This window comes from Priestia koreensis (assembly GCF_001274935.1).
Classification (GTDB): Bacteria; Bacillota; Bacilli; order Bacillales; family Bacillaceae_H; genus Bacillus_AG; species Bacillus_AG koreensis.
The window spans coordinates 1-18,408 of the sequence record NZ_LILC01000036.1; the positions used below are offsets into that span (position 1 = coordinate 1).

Annotated in this window: 22 protein-coding genes and 1 pseudogene; 5 read left to right on the forward strand and 18 right to left on the reverse strand. The window is 35.8% G+C overall.

The features are described from left to right. Together AMD01_RS21315 and tnpA are read right to left on the reverse strand one after the other, a co-directional pair. Positions 1-513: RNA-guided endonuclease TnpB family protein (locus AMD01_RS21315; protein ID WP_157052818.1), on the reverse strand; the 513-nt coding region annotated here is incomplete at its 3' end. Positions 514-529: 16 nt separating this feature from the next. Continuing rightward, positions 530-928: an IS200/IS605 family transposase gene (gene tnpA, locus AMD01_RS21320; protein WP_053403510.1), complete on the reverse strand. Its 399-nt coding sequence runs from the start codon at positions 926-928 to the stop codon at positions 530-532. Positions 929-1,322: 394 nt separating this feature from the next. On the opposite strand from tnpA, the gene AMD01_RS21325 reads away from it, so the two are divergent. Next, entirely contained in the window at positions 1,323-1,559 is a 237-nt protein-coding gene (locus tag AMD01_RS21325) for a hypothetical protein (RefSeq protein WP_053403468.1), read from the forward strand. A 157-nt stretch (positions 1,560-1,716) separates the two neighbouring features. Here AMD01_RS21325 and AMD01_RS21330 read toward each other — a convergent pair whose 3' ends face one another. Together AMD01_RS21330 and AMD01_RS21335 are read right to left on the reverse strand one after the other, a co-directional pair. Further along, complete coding sequence (locus AMD01_RS21330) at positions 1,717-2,055, reverse strand: YolD-like family protein (protein WP_053403469.1); 339 nt, start codon at positions 2,053-2,055, stop codon at positions 1,717-1,719. A gap of 26 nt (positions 2,056-2,081) precedes the next feature. Next, positions 2,082-3,215, reverse strand: a complete 1,134-nt coding sequence (locus tag AMD01_RS21335; protein ID WP_053403470.1) for a DinB/UmuC family translesion DNA polymerase — start codon at positions 3,213-3,215, stop codon at positions 2,082-2,084. 246 nt (positions 3,216-3,461) lie between these two features. On the opposite strand from AMD01_RS21335, the gene AMD01_RS21340 reads away from it, so the two are divergent. Next, on the forward strand, positions 3,462-4,166 hold the full coding sequence (locus tag AMD01_RS21340; protein ID WP_053403471.1) for a hypothetical protein: 705 nt from the start codon (positions 3,462-3,464) through the stop codon (positions 4,164-4,166). Between the two features lie 127 nt (positions 4,167-4,293). Here the strand turns inward: AMD01_RS21340 and AMD01_RS21345 are convergent, their stop codons facing one another. Further along, positions 4,294-4,851 carry a cell wall hydrolase gene (locus AMD01_RS21345; RefSeq protein WP_053403472.1) on the reverse strand — a complete coding sequence of 186 codons (558 nt, stop codon included), beginning with the start codon at positions 4,849-4,851 and terminating at the stop codon, positions 4,294-4,296. A 326-nt stretch (positions 4,852-5,177) separates the two neighbouring features. Then, positions 5,178-5,673: pseudogene (locus AMD01_RS21350) on the reverse strand (C40 family peptidase). A gap of 635 nt (positions 5,674-6,308) precedes the next feature. Between AMD01_RS21350 and AMD01_RS21360 the strand changes: the two are divergent. After that, positions 6,309-6,968, forward strand: coding sequence for a hypothetical protein (locus tag AMD01_RS21360; protein WP_053403475.1), 660 nt, complete (start codon positions 6,309-6,311; stop codon positions 6,966-6,968). A gap of 397 nt (positions 6,969-7,365) precedes the next feature. Here the strand turns inward: AMD01_RS21360 and AMD01_RS21365 are convergent, their stop codons facing one another. The 3 genes from AMD01_RS21365 to AMD01_RS21375 all read right to left on the reverse strand — a co-directional run bounded on the left by AMD01_RS21365 (position 7,366) and on the right by AMD01_RS21375 (position 8,736). Continuing rightward, complete coding sequence (locus tag AMD01_RS21365) at positions 7,366-7,884, reverse strand: hypothetical protein (RefSeq protein ID WP_169775999.1); 519 nt, start codon at positions 7,882-7,884, stop codon at positions 7,366-7,368. A gap of 146 nt (positions 7,885-8,030) precedes the next feature. Beyond that, positions 8,031-8,213, reverse strand: a complete 183-nt coding sequence (locus AMD01_RS21370) for a hypothetical protein (protein ID WP_053403477.1) — start codon at positions 8,211-8,213, stop codon at positions 8,031-8,033. Between the two features lie 262 nt (positions 8,214-8,475). Next, on the reverse strand, positions 8,476-8,736 hold the full coding sequence (locus AMD01_RS21375) for a hypothetical protein (RefSeq protein ID WP_053403478.1): 261 nt from the start codon (positions 8,734-8,736) through the stop codon (positions 8,476-8,478). 368 nt (positions 8,737-9,104) lie between these two features. Between AMD01_RS21375 and AMD01_RS21380 the strand changes: the two genes are divergently transcribed. Beyond that, positions 9,105-10,283, forward strand: a complete 1,179-nt coding sequence (locus AMD01_RS21380; RefSeq protein WP_053403479.1) for an MFS transporter — start codon at positions 9,105-9,107, stop codon at positions 10,281-10,283. Between the two features lie 503 nt (positions 10,284-10,786). Here AMD01_RS21380 and AMD01_RS21385 read toward each other — a convergent pair. The 9 genes from AMD01_RS21385 to AMD01_RS21425 all read right to left on the reverse strand — a co-directional run bounded on the left by AMD01_RS21385 (position 10,787) and on the right by AMD01_RS21425 (position 16,809). Beyond that, positions 10,787-11,728 (reverse strand): acetyl-CoA carboxylase carboxyltransferase subunit alpha, encoded by a 942-nt coding sequence (locus tag AMD01_RS21385; protein ID WP_053403480.1) that lies wholly within the window; start codon positions 11,726-11,728, stop codon positions 10,787-10,789. Positions 11,729-11,760: 32 nt separating this feature from the next. Next, positions 11,761-12,207, reverse strand: a complete 447-nt coding sequence (locus AMD01_RS21390) for a MarR family winged helix-turn-helix transcriptional regulator (protein WP_053403481.1) — start codon at positions 12,205-12,207, stop codon at positions 11,761-11,763. 812 nt (positions 12,208-13,019) lie between these two features. After that, the gene (locus tag AMD01_RS21395) at positions 13,020-13,319 is read right to left on the reverse strand and encodes a hypothetical protein (protein WP_053403482.1); all 300 of its coding nucleotides are present in this window, start codon (positions 13,317-13,319) and stop codon (positions 13,020-13,022) included. Continuing rightward, complete coding sequence (locus AMD01_RS21400; protein WP_053403483.1) at positions 13,316-13,753, reverse strand: hypothetical protein; 438 nt, start codon at positions 13,751-13,753, stop codon at positions 13,316-13,318. The genes AMD01_RS21395 and AMD01_RS21400 overlap by 4 nt, the downstream gene beginning before the upstream one ends. A gap of 108 nt (positions 13,754-13,861) precedes the next feature. Further along, entirely contained in the window at positions 13,862-14,410 is a 549-nt protein-coding gene (locus AMD01_RS21405; protein ID WP_169776000.1) for a glycyl radical enzyme family protein, read from the reverse strand. A 101-nt stretch (positions 14,411-14,511) separates the two neighbouring features. Continuing rightward, positions 14,512-14,889, reverse strand: a complete 378-nt coding sequence (locus AMD01_RS21410) for a hypothetical protein (RefSeq protein ID WP_053403485.1) — start codon at positions 14,887-14,889, stop codon at positions 14,512-14,514. Between the two features lie 94 nt (positions 14,890-14,983). Next, positions 14,984-15,331 carry a DUF4257 domain-containing protein gene (locus AMD01_RS21415; protein WP_053403486.1) on the reverse strand — a complete coding sequence of 116 codons (348 nt, stop codon included), beginning with the start codon at positions 15,329-15,331 and terminating at the stop codon, positions 14,984-14,986. Between the two features lie 200 nt (positions 15,332-15,531). Then, complete coding sequence (locus AMD01_RS21420) at positions 15,532-16,518, reverse strand: helix-turn-helix domain-containing protein (protein ID WP_053403487.1); 987 nt, start codon at positions 16,516-16,518, stop codon at positions 15,532-15,534. Between the two features lie 30 nt (positions 16,519-16,548). Then, complete coding sequence (locus tag AMD01_RS21425; protein ID WP_053403488.1) at positions 16,549-16,809, reverse strand: hypothetical protein; 261 nt, start codon at positions 16,807-16,809, stop codon at positions 16,549-16,551. Between the two features lie 420 nt (positions 16,810-17,229). Here AMD01_RS21425 and AMD01_RS21430 point away from each other — a divergent pair, with 420 nt between their 5' ends. After that, on the forward strand, positions 17,230-18,366 hold the full coding sequence (locus AMD01_RS21430; protein WP_053403489.1) for a tyrosine-type recombinase/integrase: 1,137 nt from the start codon (positions 17,230-17,232) through the stop codon (positions 18,364-18,366). Positions 18,367-18,408: the final 42 nt, after the last annotated feature.

Here is an 18,408-nt window from a genome sequence, read left to right on the forward strand (position 1 = left end):
CTCTGTCAGAATGGAAATGTAGTATTTTCCTGATGCAGTCATTGATAGTGTGCAAGACTTGATTGTATATTCCGAAGAAATGGCTCGATGTTGGTTGATTTTCACCATTTTGAGCTTTGGTAATTTGATATGACCGTCCAACAGTTGAATGTTTCCATTCACGACATTGGTTGTATAGCTTTGTTTGTGTCGTTTGCTTTTGAACTTCGGAAATTTGGCATTGCCTTTGAAAAAGGCTTTATATGCTTTATCTAAGTTTAGTTGAGCGTTTGCTAACGATAATGAGTCCACTTCTTTCAACCACTCAAACTCACTCTTGTACTTAGCAGGAGTCGGGTGTTTTACTTTTTTCAATGCTTCTTTATTTTCTTTCAGCAACTCATACATCGCTTTTCGTTCTGCTAGCATTTTGTTGTAGACAAAACGAACGCAACCGAAGGTTTTTCGGATAATGAATGCTTGTTCATCTGTTGGGTACAAACGGAACTTATACGCTTTGTTTTGTTTAGCCAGATCAAATCACCTCACTTCACTTCATTCCTTGGTTTTCAATATATTTTTTTACGACTTCAATAGGTGAGCCACCAGTAGTCAACAAACAAAAACTTCTCGACCAAAACATCTCTTTCCATAATTTCTTTTGGACAAGAGGAAATTCTTTTTTGATAAGCCTTGAACTGGCACTTTTGTAAGCGTTGATAAACTTGGATAATTCTGTATTTGGGTGAGCTTTGAAGAGGATATGAACGTGGTCGATGTCGTGGTTCCACTCTACCAATTCAATATTATAGTTTTTGCTCAATGAGACAAATTTATCTTTCGCATAGTCTGAAATCGTGTCGTCGATTACGTTTCTTCTGTATTTTACGACCAAAACAAGATGATAATGCATTAAGAACACTGAATGGTTATTACTATCTAATTTCATTGATATATCAATCCTTATTCGATATAAGACTGATGATACCATATAGCATTCAAAAACAAAAGCCTTTGGGCTGTCGCCCAACCGAAATTCATCTCCTCCTTACCGTTGGTGCTGTCGCACCTTCACACGCTTGAAGAGGGCGACTTCTTTCGGGAGTTCGTTAAATTCGATAATCCAATTGGTATAACAATCTATAATTATGCTCACTATAGATTGTTATACCAAATATATCCATAAGAAAAATTGTATTCTAGTGTGCACGATACTATTAACAGACGACAGATAATAAATAAAGATACCTACTTTGAATTGACTGATTTAGATACAGTTGTTAAGTAGATGAGTAATGATAATTCCATTTTATGGTATAATATTTTCAAAAAGGGGATTGTAAATGAACATAAAAAAAGTGCTCTCATACTTCTTTTTAGGATTTATTGTAGGCCTAGGGTTAGCGGTTATTTTTACACCTTTGACGGTCGTAACCAATGAGGGAAACGGAGTAACATCAACCTATCATAAATCTTTTTCCGAATATGCTGTTTTTGTGTTGCGTATTGGTTTTTCCGCTGGTTTCATAGGTATGATTGTTAGTTTAATAGGAGTAAGTAAACAAAAAAAGAGTCAATAAATCACATATTAGATTTAAATGGTCAACAAAAAAATAAAACTTCTCCTGTTATTGTAAAAGATTCTTATTTATTTTAGCTTAGATCTTTTGAACTCCCCTTTTCATTATATAGACAGTAACTGTATCCAAAGTGGAGTTCAAAAAGATAGTATGTTATCTAAGCAAAGCGAACATCAATTATGTCTTCAACCTTATGTATGTTTTGATAACTAAAAACATCAATGAATACAATCGTGTTAGTATGTAAATCTATCTTAGAAATTTCGCCCATTTCATTGAGATCCATCCCATTCTTATAGTAGGTGAAATGAACCGTTTTTTGCGTTTCAAGCGCTTCCTGAAGCACACGACTAATCTCCTCTTTCTGATAATCAGAGAGTATAGGTCGCGGCAACTTGTTCTTTTCTTCGATCAAATCACGGATTCCTTCATATTGAGTAGGCAGAGAGGCGAACGGCTGCCACTTCACCATCGTTCTTCCCATTTGCTTTTTCATCCTCTTTTCCTCCTTTTTCATTACGCTTAGGCTTTATGACCGCCAAGTTTTCCATTACGTTCTCTAGCCGTCGCATGTTGAAAATAACTCGATCCTCGAAGCAAACTATTCTTTCCATGCTTCTGACGGATTTGATCAATGACGGTGGCTAATCGATACCGCTTCTCCCGTTCTGCCTCATCTTCAAATAGATCCAGCTGTCGTTCATCATCAGAAACTAAATTCTTGAGCGAAACGCCAATGACCCGGACAGGCTCACCCGTATAATAACGATGAAATAGGTCTACACAAGCCTCATAGATCTCTTTTGTGAAGTTTGTTTCCGTGTCCAGTTGCATCTGTCGTGAGAATCCATTTCCGTAGCCTGAATGACTGTACTGAATGGTGAGATGGATGGTGCGAGCGACTTTTTTCGTTCTCAAAGCGCGAAACGCTAGGTTCTCACATTGTTCCAAGAGAATGGTTTGAATCTCCTCGATCTTCGTATAGTCACGCATGAGGATTTGGCTTTCTGAGATCGACGTGGAGTGCGGAACATACCGTTCGTCCAAGCGACTGAAATCAATCCCCCAGGCGTGTAGGTGCAATTCTTCCCCTTTGACTTTCCCAAAATGCTGAATCAAGTACTTCTTCGGATATTTTGCTAATGCGCCCACGCTGTAAATTCCTAATTGATGCAGTTTTGCTTCGGTTTTCTTGGCAATCCCCCACATATCGCTTAATGTACGCAACGGCCATAGTTTAGTTGGTAGGTCTTCATAGTGCCATTGCTCAATCCCTGTTGGCGAATGTTTGGCTTTTAAGTCTAAACAAAGCTTGGCGATTAGTGGATTTGGTCCAATGCCGATCGTGACAGGAATTCCCGTTCGTGTGCGTATATCCGCTTGAATGCGCTGCGCCAGCGTCGTGAGATCCATCTTAAAATAGTTCGCGTATGCTTTTAATTGGATGAAGTTCTCATCGACGCTATAGGCGTATAAGTCTTGCGGTGCTACGTAGTCTAACAATACGTTTGTCACCATATTGGAGTACTTAATATAGGTACTCATGGCGCTTTCCACGATGTGAATATCCTTTCGTTTTGGAATCTCTCCATACCTTGATCCTGCCTCAATATGTGGGAACTCTTTCTTGAGCGCCAGGGACTCCTCAAGCACCACCGACTACTCTCTCGATAAATCAGAAACAACCGCTAATTTTATTATAAGAGGATCATGTGGCGTACCGAGCTGCGTGAGGCAGGCGACGTTTGCGAAGAAACTGCAGGCATTGATGACCATCACCTTATTATGTGCTATTTTTTGATTGCTCATCAATATTTGACTTCATAACTTCATTTATTGGAGCTATGACATAAGCATAATTTATGGATTTTCAAGTCATAATAACCTAAAAAGGAGATTATTATGAACAGGAAATTAAAGCATAAATTATTATTAGTGCTAGTGACCTTAATATTGATTATATCAACGGTTTGCCAGCAGACAATCTCATTCGGAAAAACGTCTAAAAACATTGTTATTACTAAAAATAATGTTGAGTTATCTGCTTATGAAAATAACGGTAGATTGATGGATTTTATTCTAAAAAAAGGAAATAAAAAACTATCTTTCCCAACCTGGAAAAATGTATCCAATCCAACATATTCTCCTCAGCTTCTTTCAGAAGATATAAATAACGATGGGCTTAAAGAAGTTATTGTGATATTGACAACAGGTTATGGAAGTGGTGTTTTATTTCAAGAAGTTCATGTGTTTAATGAGAATAAAGAAGGCTTATTTGATGAGGTGAAAGTAGAAGACGCTTTAGAAATAGTCAAAGATAATGTAAAAACAAATCTAACAAACTCAACGGCATCTATAATAATAGGTGATAAGGATATTAACATAGATATTAGTAAATTCCCTTTTGATCCTCAACGCAAATTTGAAAATGTAGCTTTTGGGAGTATAACCCAATATAAAGTTTTGAACCATTCACTTGTAGCTGAAGTTAGTGCTACTGTTGCACCAGACGGAGGTTATATTGGAGATATTTCTATTTTATACAAACTCAAAAGAGGAACTTATCAAGCAGGAAAAATTAAATTTACACCAACAATAATAAAATGAAAATGGATGCCTAAACTAATTTTTTTGACGTTATCTAAAAAATGAAACATCAGAAATGCAGTTTAATCGGCACTTCTGATGTTTCCATTTTTAGTATTTTTAAGCTATCAATGCTTAAATTCTTTTATTATTTTGCTACGTTGAAAAATGTATGTTGTCCTATCACGTATTTTTCCGTAACCTTTTTATAAGTAGAAGTTCCAGGAAATTTGTATTTAGTTCCATCCGAACTTAGTTGCTGTTTGAATACGTCATTAGTATTGAACCATAAGCATGTTCCAATATAAACAGATGTAGGGTCAGTAGCTGCACTTAAGCTATTTTTCCAGGCGGCATTAGATGTATCGGGACATCTAGCATAAGAGGTTTTCATGCCCAAAAAGCCGCCTACTGGATTCAATATTACTTCTCTTACTGTGTCTCCTCCAAACTCCGATGAGTGTTGATTAGCTCGGTTTATAACTAGTTTCGCAATGGCTTTTTTACCGTCCATAGGTTCTCCTTGAGCCTCTGAGTATATTAATCTTGCCATTAGATCTAAATTAGATAAACCATCAAATTCCGCAAACCCAGTCTTATCTGATTTACAAGCACCTTCCCCAGCAGCCAGAGCAGTTATATCTGTCTTAAAAGAAATTGAGAAGCTTGCAACGATGAATAAGAATATTATAATTACTTTTCTCATATTTGTATCTCCTTTAATTTATATATGTAACGTTAATAATTAGATATTTATATGGAAAAACCTTCAATTTTTATAAGGATGTTATACTTAAATTTTGATCTTTAATTTAGTAAATATGATAATATAGCTTTTTGAGAGAGCAATATAGTAAGGGGGAATTACGTAGATTCTCAGTAATAGTAAGAAGTCGCAAGGTTAGTTCTGAATGAAAATTTAAGAAAAACGAACTGTTCGGGTAAGTTTTTTAAAGAAAATAAATATTTTATAGTCTTTAAGAGCTACACTAAGTTTTGTAGCTCTTAAAATAGTTAAAATTTTATTTTTCACTAAATGCAACGTACACGCCCATTAAACTTCTTCTTAAAGTATCCTTTGGTCATGTCTGCGTAAGCAACCCCTGACTTACCTTGACACCCTAAAAACTTCCCGTTACCTGCGTAAATGCCCACATGTGTAGGTATCAAAGAATACTAAGTCCCCTGGTTGCATATCACTCACAGCTACAGCGCGTCCTTTGTTTTTGAGCGTTTCCGTACTCACCCAACCACGGTTTCCTAAATCTACTACTATTTGTGCATAGGCCCAATGAACAAAGCTACTACAGTCAAATAAGCCATTGTTAATATCTGTTTTTGTGCGTCCACCACCGATTTTGTACACAGTGCGTCCGATGAGGGTTGATCCCGCTTCTAGGACGCTTGAATGACTCGTGACTGGTGTGGTGGGAATTTGCTCTGCTGGTGAAGTTACCTGTGTCGGATTAGGTTTTGGAATAGATGGAGTAACGGGTTGAGTAACAGGATGCGTGACAGGATTCTCCATGGGAACGGACACTTGAGCACTTCTTATTTCTTCTGCCTTCTGCTACTGTTGACCTTCTGATGATTTACTTATTTCTATAACCTCTCCTTTTGCAATTTCGAGTTGTTTAATTTTCTTCTTGCCTTCCCTTCTTTTGTTTTTTTACTTTCATTTAGGCTTTTGCGGTAAATCTTAATAGTTGTTGGTAAGCCTGGTACTTGATGCACAACCATGGAACTGCTAATGAAGCCTTTAAAGCTTTTTGATGCCAGCAATACCAATACGTTTAAAATTCCTATATATACCTTTCTTAGGCCATTTATACACCCATCAGTTATCGTTTAAAGATATTTTAAATGAGATTGTATTTGATTAAATTTTATGTATTGTAATGTTCTTCTCCTATTTTATGCTAAGAATATTTCATGTTTGGTTTGTCTACAAAGTAGAGTATTTTAGAGAGATAATTCTCTTTTTTTTGCATTACTAGTCAAATCTCTATTAACATATCTTAATAAAAATGTAAAATAATATAATTTTAGTAATAAAAAGTAATATTTTGTGTAAAAAATGTTCACTTTTACATTTAATGGGTTTATTATATTGAAGTAACATAAAAATGTGCAAGTAAAGCACTAAGAATTAGGGGAATTTACATGAAAAAAATCGGTGCATTAAAAAAAGGATTATTCGCAATATCTGCTACAGCAATAACAATTGGAGCACTAGGAGCAGGAGCTGCTTCAGCTTCTACAGCACCAAAAACAGCAGTCACTCAAAAGCATGAATTAACTCAAAAGCAAAAAGAAGGTTACTACAAGAAATATGCTGAAATAATTAAAGCAGTAAATGCAGCAAATCCAGGAAAAGAATTAACTCTTGTTCCATTTAAGCAATTTAAACAAGAAGATTGGGTAACACCTGAACAATTTAAAAAAATTGCCACTGAGCGAGTAAATATGAAACTTTCTGTATCAAAAGGAAGTAATAAAACTTACTCTATGTCTTCCGTTACAAAAACTAAATCAAAAACTATTAGCTCCCACGGTGTTTCTAGATCTATTAATGTGACAGGTAATTTTAATACTTCATATGATCAAGATAGACGCCGAAACTTTTTTATTTCGTGTAATTCAATTACTACAAAATTAGAAGGAACAGGTAGTTGGTCAGTATCTGGAACTACTAAAGAGTTAGTTGATAGCGGGCGTACATATGCTATTACTATAGGTGGTAAATATACGTTAAACGGCATTTCATCTAGTCATCAACTTTCCTTGGAGTTCTATTGTAATGCCGATGGTTCAGTAGGTTAATCTTTATAAAGAACATACATAATCAAAATGATTTATGATTTGAGATATGCTCTTAAACTATTAACTGATCTTTGGAAGACATATAAATTTCAAAGATCAGTGATAGATAAAAAAGAGGTTCAGAATAACCTTTTAATAAGTGCTTTTTAAGTTAAAGATCTGCAAAATAAAAAAACAGCCATGTTCTTAAGTCAGCATGTCTGTTTTTTTATTTGCGGCCTTTTGAAATTATTATATTATTCCTGCTTGTACTAAACATGCAAGTGAAGATATTAAACATGCTTTTTTCCCCTAGATTAATAAAGCTAAGATTACAGTATAAACAAGGGTTGTATGGATTGCTAATACATAGTTCACTTTATCTTGGTACTTGTAATTACAAATGGCCATGGTCCAATCACATTCCTTTTTCAGTTTGTTCCCTGACAATTTCATGCAAGGCTGCCTTCAAGAACTTTGCGGTATGAGCTCCCATTAAGCCATGGTAGATACGGATACCCAGTAGCAACGAGCTAATCGTTAAGACAAAGAGCGTCGCGTATCCATTTGTGAGAGAGTAACTGTAACTGAACCCAATGACGATAATTAAGCTTTGGATGATATGGGATATCGTATACTTTTTTCGAATTTGATCGATTTCCCCATCCATTGCGAAAATATTCTTGGTTGCTTGAGCTTTCGATAACATCGTCAGGTACAGTTCTCCTTGAAACTCTTTGTCACTAAACCATCCCAATGCAAAGGCTGCCCCGATGCATAGGATCAATGATCCTAGTAGTGGGTACAAAAAGAGTGAGAATAAAAAAGAAATACCTAAAACAGCTCCGACAAAAAAAGGAGTGGCGATAGGTACGACGAGTGGATAAGGCATTAGATTTTTTAGGTCGGTTTGTATTTGTTTTTGACGTTGGTCCATTTGATTCACATGTCCCTTCTCTGTACGATCGTATTTTTCAATAATATCCAATACATACAGTTTATAACATGTGGTCTATTCATTCAATAAATTGCGTTAAATATTTATTTAGCGCGAAATACTTAGTGTTTCTATTCGAGTAAAAATTAGATGGAAGCTAGAATAAGCTCGAAGGAATTTTTCTCATAGAAATAGAAAAATGAACCGATTCCGAAGGCAATACAACCTAACAAGACATACAGTGTTCGATTAGGCTTCTTATTGACCATTCGGTGCAACACCATGGCTGCGGAACCAACTAAAAGTGCGAAAATCGCTAAATTGAGCATAGAACCACTCTCCTTTTCGTTAAAATGACCACAAACTTTTGAGACATAGAATAACGCCGACAACGGCGAGTATATTGAGCACATAATTTAGATAGGAGAGGGCTTTGAATCGTGTGGATTGAGTGTTGGGTTCATCAACCACAAAAAAGTTCGATGAGAAACCAACTATGGCAATCAACATACCCAGTAAAAACATGCGCTTAGCCCTCCTTCTAAAAATAGGTGAGGGCTTGAAAAGCCCTCGTGTGTAATGGATTGATGCTTACTGCCCCCAGCCAGACGGTACATCGGTGCTTCCTGTTGTAGCTCCTACAAATCGTGATACCACATTTCCAAAAGCGGTAATAGCCCCTGTCTTAAAAATAAGCGCTACGACTAGTCCGATAACGAGTGACCAGAAGATCCAAGCCCCTTTATCACTTGTTTCATTTGAGCGTGTGTTTAGTAACCAAGACATCACCTTTACCTTCGCTCGCTTTGCTTGATACGTAACAGCACCTGTTAAATTCATCGTTTTTTCCATTCCCTAATCTCCTTTTTCATTCATTTTTAGGTGGAAAGAAAATGAAAAAAGCCCACAAAACATAACTAACCGCAGTTAGCTATGATTTATGGGCTTATCCCTTTTCTAATATTTACCTGTCTCTATTATAGTGAAGAAAGGAAAATGTAGCAAGAAAAAATTATACTTTAAAATAAACTTAGTTTTAAACGCATGAATGTTGCTAAATATTTTTTTCTAAAATGCCATTATTTTTCTGCTTATATGTTTAAGTACGTATCCGACAAAAAAATTCTGAAATTCCTAAAATACACCTTGCTTTAGAGGGCGCTATAAGGCGTATTCTTTAATTTGTATTCATATTCATTTATATTTCAGGAGGACTTACAATGAATAAAGGAATTTTTATTTTAGCCGTTACAACATTTGTTGCCGGTACAGTGGAATTAGTAATCGCAGGTATATTAGGAATGATTGCTGAAGATTTACATGTTTCTGTAGGAACAGTGGGTCAGTTGGTTTCGATTTTTTCTTTTGTTTTTGCATTTGGAGCACCTATACTTATTGCCTTAACTTCTAGAATTGAGCGACGTAAATTGTTGCTTATAGCTATGCTTACTTTCTTAGGAGGAAATATCTTATCTATATTCAGTTCGAATTTCACCACCTTATTAATCGCTAGAATTATTCTTGCAGCTAGTTGTTCTATCGTAGTTGTTGTCTCCGTTACATTGGCTGCTAATACAGTCTCTACTGAATTAAGAGGCCGTGCTATAGGAATTATTTTCATGGGATTAAGTGCCTCACTCGTGTTAGGTGTACCACTAGGCACAATAATTGGTGAAAATTTTGGTTGGAGAATGACATTTTTATTAGTTGCAGTACTTAGTATTATATCCATGTTAGGAATTATTAAGTTTCTACCGAAGGTTCCCCCACAGCCTACGGTATCCTTACTTAAACAAATCGCTACATTGAAAAGTAAAAAAATTGTTTCAATACATCTTATATCAGTTTTAGAATTAACAGGACATTTTACTGTTTATACTTACTTTACACCATTTCTTCAATCTACGATGGGATTATCTACAAACATGATTAGTGTTGTTTTATTAATTTTTGGTGTAGCTGGAATAGCAGGAGGATGGATTGGTGGCTGGTCTTCCGATAAATTTGGAGGAGCTAGAACTATTTTAATATCTCTCTTACTATTTGTAGTTTCTTTATTCGTATTACCCTACGCCACAGGATCAATAATTAGTCTACTAATTGTAGTTATATTATATGGAGCGTTAGTTTGGGCACTTAGCCCAGCAGTACAGAACTATCTCACTAAAGAAGCACCTGAATCTTCCGATATTCAGATCGGTTTAAATACTTCATTTTTACATCTTGGAGTGGCTTTAGGTTCTGGATTTGGGGGCATAATAATCAACCATTATCCTGTTACGACAAATATACGGGTTGCAGGTATCATGGTTACTTTAGCACTTTTTTCAGCGGTTTATTCTGTTATGCAAACTAAACAATATCCTGTTTCCAATATATTAACAACATCTAAAAAGTAAATTTGTATTTGGAAAAGGTTTCTTCCGCTTTTAACCATTAGAGATAGTAACATCCTACGGAATAGTACAATTTAAATCATCGTTTTTCCATTCCCTATTCTCCTTTTCAATTCATTAATAGGTGGAAAGAAAACGAAAAAAGCCCGTGAAACAATAGCTAACTGCAGTTGGTTATGTTTCACGGGTTTCTCCTTTTTCGAATATTTACCTGCCTCTACTATGATAGAACCTTAAAAAGGCAGCAAGACTAAATTTACTAGAATTCAAAATAAACTCAATTGTTCTAATGAATCGGTCATGTGGATCTCTCTTTCTGGTTCAAGAGCAGTTATTTTTCGCGGTTCTTTGCCATAATGAAGCTGATAGGCACGGGAAATAGGTAGAGACAATTGGATCACTGTAAACACAATCTCGTCTTCCCATATGGCTCAGTACCAGCAGCGTTGCTGTAACCAGGGGGAAGTAGCCAATAACTGTTTTTCTACATAACCTGAGTATGTATATTAAAGTTCACCTATTTGTCTATACTTTTCATATCTCTGTTGTGTAAGCTCTTCGGGGGATAATAGTATCAATTTTTTTAGAGATGATTCAATTACAGATTCAATCATTTTTGCCTGTAATTTTATATCATTTTGTGCTCCCCCTTTAATTTCAGGAATGATTTCATCAATAATTCCTAACTGTTTTAAATCTTTGGCTGAAATTTTCATATGTTCAGCAGCTTCTGGAGCATACTTAGCGTCTTTCCATAGGATAGATGCTGCTCCTTCAGGTGAGATTACTGAATACCATGAATTCTCTAACATATGGATATGGTTACCGACACTAATGCCAAGAGCTCCACCACTTGATGCCTCTCCAATTACAATACAAACAATTGGTACTTTAAGTGTAGCCATTTCAAATAGGTTTTGAGCTATCGCTTCGGAAATTCCACGTTCTTCAGACCCTTTCCCTGGATAGGCGCCTATTGTATCAATGAATGTAATAATAGGACGATTAAATTTATTAGCTTGTTTCATAAGTCTTAGCGCTTTTCTATAACCTTCTGGATGTGCCATTCCAAAATTTCTTTCTATACTTTCCTTTGTATTTCTACCTCTTTGTTGACCAATAACCGTAACGGGCATCCCTTTAAATTTTGCAATACCACCTATCATTGCTTTATCATCACCATATAATCGATCACCATGGAGTTCTAGAAAATTTGTAAACAACAAAGGTATATAGTCCAATGTCGTGGGCCGGTTACGTAGCCTAGCAATTTGAACTCTTTGAAAAGGTGTAATATTAGAATAAATTTTATCTTGCATTTTATTTAAACGTTTTTCTAATACATGAATTTCTGATGATAACTCAACATTATTCTCTTTCATAAATTTCTTTAATTCATCAATTTTCTCTTTTAATTCAATAATAGGATATTCAAAATCCAAACCCATTTTATCCTCCAAATGTTATGATTTACCTCAATCTAATCAAAAGTCTTAGAAATAGAGTCATTAAATAATTCAAAACCATCCATAACTATTTTTTGTTCTGATTCTGATAAATTTTTGAGAATACTCTGATAAAAAGTAATAGATTGCTCTCTTAAGCAATTAACAGTTGTGTGACCTTTTTCTGTGAGGTGCAAAAAAAGTTCTCTTCTGTTTTTTTCATTTACTTCACGATAAATAAGTCCCTTCTTTACTAACTTATCTACCAATCTACTTACAGTTGAAGTCTCTAATTTAAGTTTATTGGCTAGTTGCCAAACAGTTAATTTTTCTACCTCTAGCTCCTCTAACGCCATCATTTGAGAAGTCGGTAAAGGTTTTTCAAATGGTCCATTGGGCAAATTTTGAGATTCAAAAACCCCAGTTATTATAATCATTTTCTTAATATCTGTTCTTAGTTTTAAGGCATCTTCTCTTTTCAAAAAGGCCATCCTCCTACAACTAATGTATCATACATCAATTGTATTATACATGAATATGATTTTTTCACAAGCTTAATGTAAACCAATACTACAACATGGACGAGGTATTTCTTCTTGTTAAAATGGATTGTTTCCTACAATTAGAAGAACATCAATTATGTGTAAGAGGCCTGTAATAAAATTTCTAATTTTGAGTTAATATTAGTAACTATGTACGTTAGTTCAACCAGTTATTATTGTGACAACATAACGTTAAATAAAAAAGAAATTATTATTGTATCGGTTGTAACGGGAGCCAGATTTAAAAAATCTTAATTAGGGTCTGACCTTGTGTTAGCCATGGAATTTCTTCCAGTGTCTCTGGCCCAAGGCATGTGCTTGCACTATGATGCTCTGAAATAAGGATGCGATAACGGTAAGAATGAACTTTGGCATACTAGAACTTCACCTATGGTTTTCTCATATGTTAATCAATTAAAAAATAATTAATATATGGGTTCAGAAGTTATAATAGATTTAATAATCCTTGTTCAACTAAACTAGCTAATGGAATCCATTCAATTATTCCATTAAAGGCCGCATTTATTGAGTAATAAAAAAATCCAATTTCTCAATTTATGATACTTATTAAGAAAATTTTATAAAATCTTAGCATATAAAAAAGCTCTGGATTCCAGAGCTCTACCTTCATTAACTATTAATTTTCCCCTCGTTACAGCATCACTGATACTGGACTATATCCCATTGTTGCCAACGGCCACAACAGGAGAAAGACGTCGCAAAACCACTCGTTGAAATAGATACTTTTCCACTCATCGTTTATTTCCTACTTCCGTTATATGATGTAACTTTATATCCAGAATACTCTTGGCCAAATAGCGCAAATAGTCTTGAATGTCCTGGTTATAGTAGTCTAAATACACCAGTTGTTTCTTGATCTCCATCTGCAACCGAACGTCTAGATTGCTACAGATGAACGCTTGAATCGATGAAGTGGACAGCTTATGGCTCTCTCCATCAATGTAAAAAGTCCACGTTTCTTCCCCTAATTGTTTTTCTCGGAAATAGGTCTGAAACCAGTTTGATAGATACTCATTCATTAGTTTAATCATTTTACTTCCTCCATTTCACTAAAGGAAAATAGGTCGTATTCGTCGTTCTCACAAGGTGCATACGCATACTTTCCTTCAAAAAATGCGCTCTCGGCTGCATGGATCGGAAGGTTACTTTGTTCTCTTACGAATAAGGACGTGACATAGGGATTGTAGTAAACAGGCTCAAAGCCGTTTGGACAATTCCCTTCTAATTCTTCCAATGTCCCACGTACAAAGGCATGCACGCGCTTCCGTTTTTCGCTTACGGTTTTTTGACGGCCACTCTCGGATACTTTGAATGTGACATTTGATAAACGTACACTACTACTATGACAGCATACTAACCCTGTCTTGCTATCTCGAACGGAGTAAAGTCCGTTTTGATTAAGATTTCTGTATACATCTACTGTAGCACCAATTTCGATGGTACGCCCCTTATATGTTTGGATCATATGTGATTCTCCTCTTCGTTTTTTTACATAAAAAAGCCGATAATGAATCATTCATTATCGGCTTGAGCCACTTCCTAGTTAATAGGATTCATTTAGGTCATGATGATCTTATTTCGCAAGGCGCTTATCAAAGCCCATTAATTCATTGACTTCTGCATCGATTTTTTTGAAATCAATGACCTTTTGATTGCGTTGCGATGAGGTATGATCCTCTTCGAGTCTAGACTCAGCTGCATCTAATAATTGGTTGGCTTGAGAGACAAAATACTTCATTTCCCCCACAGATTGAGCGCAAATAATTTTTTTCTCCACTTTTTCATATTCCGCACGTTCATAATCACTTAACTGAGCGCTAAGAGAAAGAACCCCGTGAGATTCCATTTCCTTTGCAACCACTTGAAACGCTTGGTTCTCATTGATTGTCAGATACAATGATTCCGTATTTCGAACGTTTTGAATGAATGTTTTGTAGAATTGTTGATTAGCACCGCTTACACGTAAATTTCGTTCCCAAAGAGTCAGTAACTCTTGCTTACAATGGCTATCGAGCACCGCTCGTTCAATGTCACCATTCATTTTGCCCTTTAATATACGTTGACGAATAAGCATTCCTAGCACAAAAAAGATCACAGAAAAAAAGATTGTATTCAACATCATAATTCCTCCTAATGGTTTGGTTGTTATTTAATCTTAAATACAAAAAAAGTCATTAACAATGGTTTGTTAATGACTCTAATCACTCTACATATGTAGTTATTCTAGTATGCATAAGTTTCCGTAGTAGAGTTTTCATCCTTAGTAAGACGAATCTCTTCCGTAGCAGAGTTTTCATCTTTAGCGAGACGAACTTCTTCCCTAGCGGACACTTGATCAAATAATTTCTCAATTTCATTCGTGTAATAAAGAACTTCTCCTCTGGAAGTTGCATAGGTTAGTTCTTCGTATAATTCGTCGTACTGTTTTTTCTCTTCATCAGTGAAAAGATCAGTAAGTGTAAGATGACCTTTTTCTTTTAACTCTTGTTTAAAGTCATTAAAAATGGTCTTATGATACAATACTTCTTCAGCAGTATCCGCGAATTTTACGTTATCACGAAGCTCAAGGTATTTCTTTTCATCCTCTGGACTCATTGGCATTTTCATACCTCCTATACATCCTGTTATTCCCATTATAGCATGTAGGATAAACTTGCAAAAGAGAGAAGGAATTAGATCCTCTTCTCTTTTGTTATTATCGACGACGAATCTGTTGATTTCGGTCATCTAATTTCTCTTTGCTATCGGCTTTTAATTGCTCAAGCGATAACTGGCGATTTAATAACACTGTTTCAGCGGATAATCCAGCTAAGATTGAGATCCCCATTAATGTTCGAAGACTAGTTGTCTCAGGAACTAAATAAGTAACAGCAAATACAGCCGCTGTTGATCCAGCCAAAATATCAGCTAAAAACCCTAAGAAAAAACTTTTTGGATTCTTCTTTCTTCTAGGAAAAATAATGGACTTGTTATTACGCATGATATGCGAAACAAAACCTGTTATTCCCCCAATAATAGCCGCATAAATGATTGTTTGTAGCATACGCCTTCCCCCTTTCTCTAAATTTGTGCAAACACAAAAAAAGCGATCTTTGGAGGAATTTTAGACACACGGGTAGTGTGTAATAAAATTCGATCCAAAGATCGCTGTGTTTGTTAGGTAAACCGCTAACCAAAAATGGTTGCAAAAAAAAGATAAAAATAGTTACTCTATTAGTATACGGTACTTTGACTTCTATTTCATCATTTTTCTTCTAAATATGGATAAATTTTCTCCAAAATCCACTCTTCCATGGTTTTTTCATCCTTTGCTGCTACTGTTCGTAATGTTTCTTTCAACTTGGAAGGTAAATAAAGAGCGACTGGTGTAATGTCGGAGACCAATCTAATTTCTTCATGTTGTAAGGTTACTTCGCCTTCAATTACACACTCTTGCAATAAGAGTAATTCTTCATGAATTAAATCCACAGATTGGTCTTGCTTTGAGAATGCCAATGAACACGGTTTTACATCCAAAAGGATCTCTTCCTCTTTTTCAACCAACATCATATTCGCAATGCCAATTTCTTTGTAAAATCGATCTAAAACCTGACAGACAATATCCGATAGATGACGTGGTCTTGGGAAAGAAAAGGAAATCGTACCTCGTCTCGCTATATAAGGGATCGTTGAAAATGTATAGAGAGGCTCAAATTGTTCATTCTCTAGCTCATTTCTTGTTAGGACGCGGTCATGACTCGTTTTAAGTTCTACCTCTTCGTCTTCTATTGCAACTATTCGTCCAAATTCACGTGTTTGAGGATGAATAAATGGTTGATAAAGAGCGTAGGAACGATCTTTAGTAATAAACCGTTTAACATGAATGGTTTCTTCGTTTGAAAAGCGCTCGAGCTCTTCTTCTGAAATAAAGTTCAGGTTTCTTCCATTATAATAGTGCTTTGTTGCGTGTAGCTTTCCTTCGCGTATGTACTTCGCAACAGTTGTTGGATGTATACTTAGTCGCTTACTTACTTCACCGGTTGTTAGTCCTGGCTTATCCTGAGCTTTCTGTAAGGAGAGCACGTCTTCTCGTCTAAAATGGTTGCGATGATAAATTTTAGATTTAAAGTGATGAACAGGTATGAGTTTCTTTTCTCTTACATATCGATAGATACTGGCTCTTTCAACCCCTAATAAATCGGCTGCTTCCTGTGTATCTAGCAATTCCTTATCTTGACCACTGTGGTCCATAATGAAAACTCCTTGCTACTGTGTTTACTCTTATTTTATCCAAAAGCGTCCAAATTTGCGATAGGAATCTATCTTTCCTGCCCGTTGTAATCGATAGAAGCGTGATTTAACGGACTCTTCACTTCTACCTAGAGCCATGGATACGGACTCAATTCCATCAAAATCATAGAATTTCGCAATGTATTCAAGGTCTGATTCATGCCATCTCTTATTGGTGTGTGGAAAGAAATCCCCCTCCTCATAACGTTCTGTAGCTAAATCGGGAATGTTACGTAATATTTTCTTTTTCAACTCTCTCACCTACATTAATAATTTAGAAGTCAAAGTATATTTTTATCGGCTCACCTTATGTCGTACTTAAAGAGGTAGTCAGCAATTCATACAAATGTACTAGGAAAAAATGTAGTGGTATTGGTCAACGTAAGAAACATTCCACAAAATCTATACTAGAGGAAAAAATCACCGTCTTTCATTGGTAAAATTTAGACTTATTAGTTATTTATATATGAAAAAAAAACCAGATGATATGCTTGTTGTTAATATATATTATATTGAAAACAAAATAATATATATATAGTTCAATATACTCAAATAATAGCCCGTTATTTTATGATATAATGAACGTAATAGATAATGACTGAAAGGATTATATATGTCTTATTAACAAATGGGTAAAGTGTGAATTAAAACTAAAAATGGAGGTGCATAAAAATGGAAAATAGATTACCTCAAATAAAAATGAACGACATGGAGAAAATAGCCCCAAAAGGGATCGTTACACACTTAATCGACCCTTCATATCGTGAAAATATGGAGTTAAAAAAGTACGAAACGGAACAATTTTGTGATGAACCATTCGCTCAATTTACTGATATGGAGATGATTTACTACTTTTTGCATCAAGAAAGGGATATAAAAGAGGAAAAAAATCGGCGAGAAAAGACCAAGAAGGAGTACGCTAGTACGTTAGTGAGCTTCTATAAGCAATTACACACGTACGAAGAAACCCTTAAAAATGATGTGCCCGATTATCAAGAAGGATCGATTCTGAAAAACATTCGTCCTCGACATGTGAAGGAATATCAAAAGTGGTTGTCGACCGCTCCACTAGGCCGCAATGGACAACCTTACAAGATTACAACGATTGCGAAGAAGACGATTATCTTAAAATCGTTTTTGCAGTTTCTACATAAAAGCGGGTACTGTACCCACCGATTACAAGATGCGCTGCTGTCGGCATCGATCCGAAGAGATGACCTTCCGAACCGTGATCTCTCGTACAATGAGACTCAGCAAATTATTGATCATTATAAAGAACACCCCATTAACTATACGTTGCTGTTACTCTTAGCAACCACTGGGATGCGTGTACAAGAATTGGCCACGGCTAAATGGAAGGATTTAAAATACGAGAATGGGGAGTACTGGCTGCACATCATTGGGAAAGGGCGAAAAGAGCGAGATATTTACCTGTTTGGGTATGTCTTTGAAGCGCTTTGCACGTTTCGAAAGATTAGAGGATTGTCCACGACATTAAGCGCTCAAGATGAAAGTCCCCTGGTCACGACTTACACCAATAAGGCGTATAATTACACCTATCTTTCTCACTATGTATCCAAGCTGGTACGTCGGACCAATCTATCTTTTTTACAGTATCATGATACGAATGTGACCGCTCATACTTTTCGTCACTTCTATGCTATTCATTCTCTAGAAAAAGGGGCCGACTTATTTAGGGTTCAGCAGACGCTAGGTCATGAATCTTCCAAAACAACGGAGATTTATGTGGATCGGTACTTGAAGAAGAAGAACAATGCTTCTTTATTATGGAAGCAGGATGAATTTTAAGATTATAAATACATAAAAAAGCCTCCACTAATGGAGGCTTTT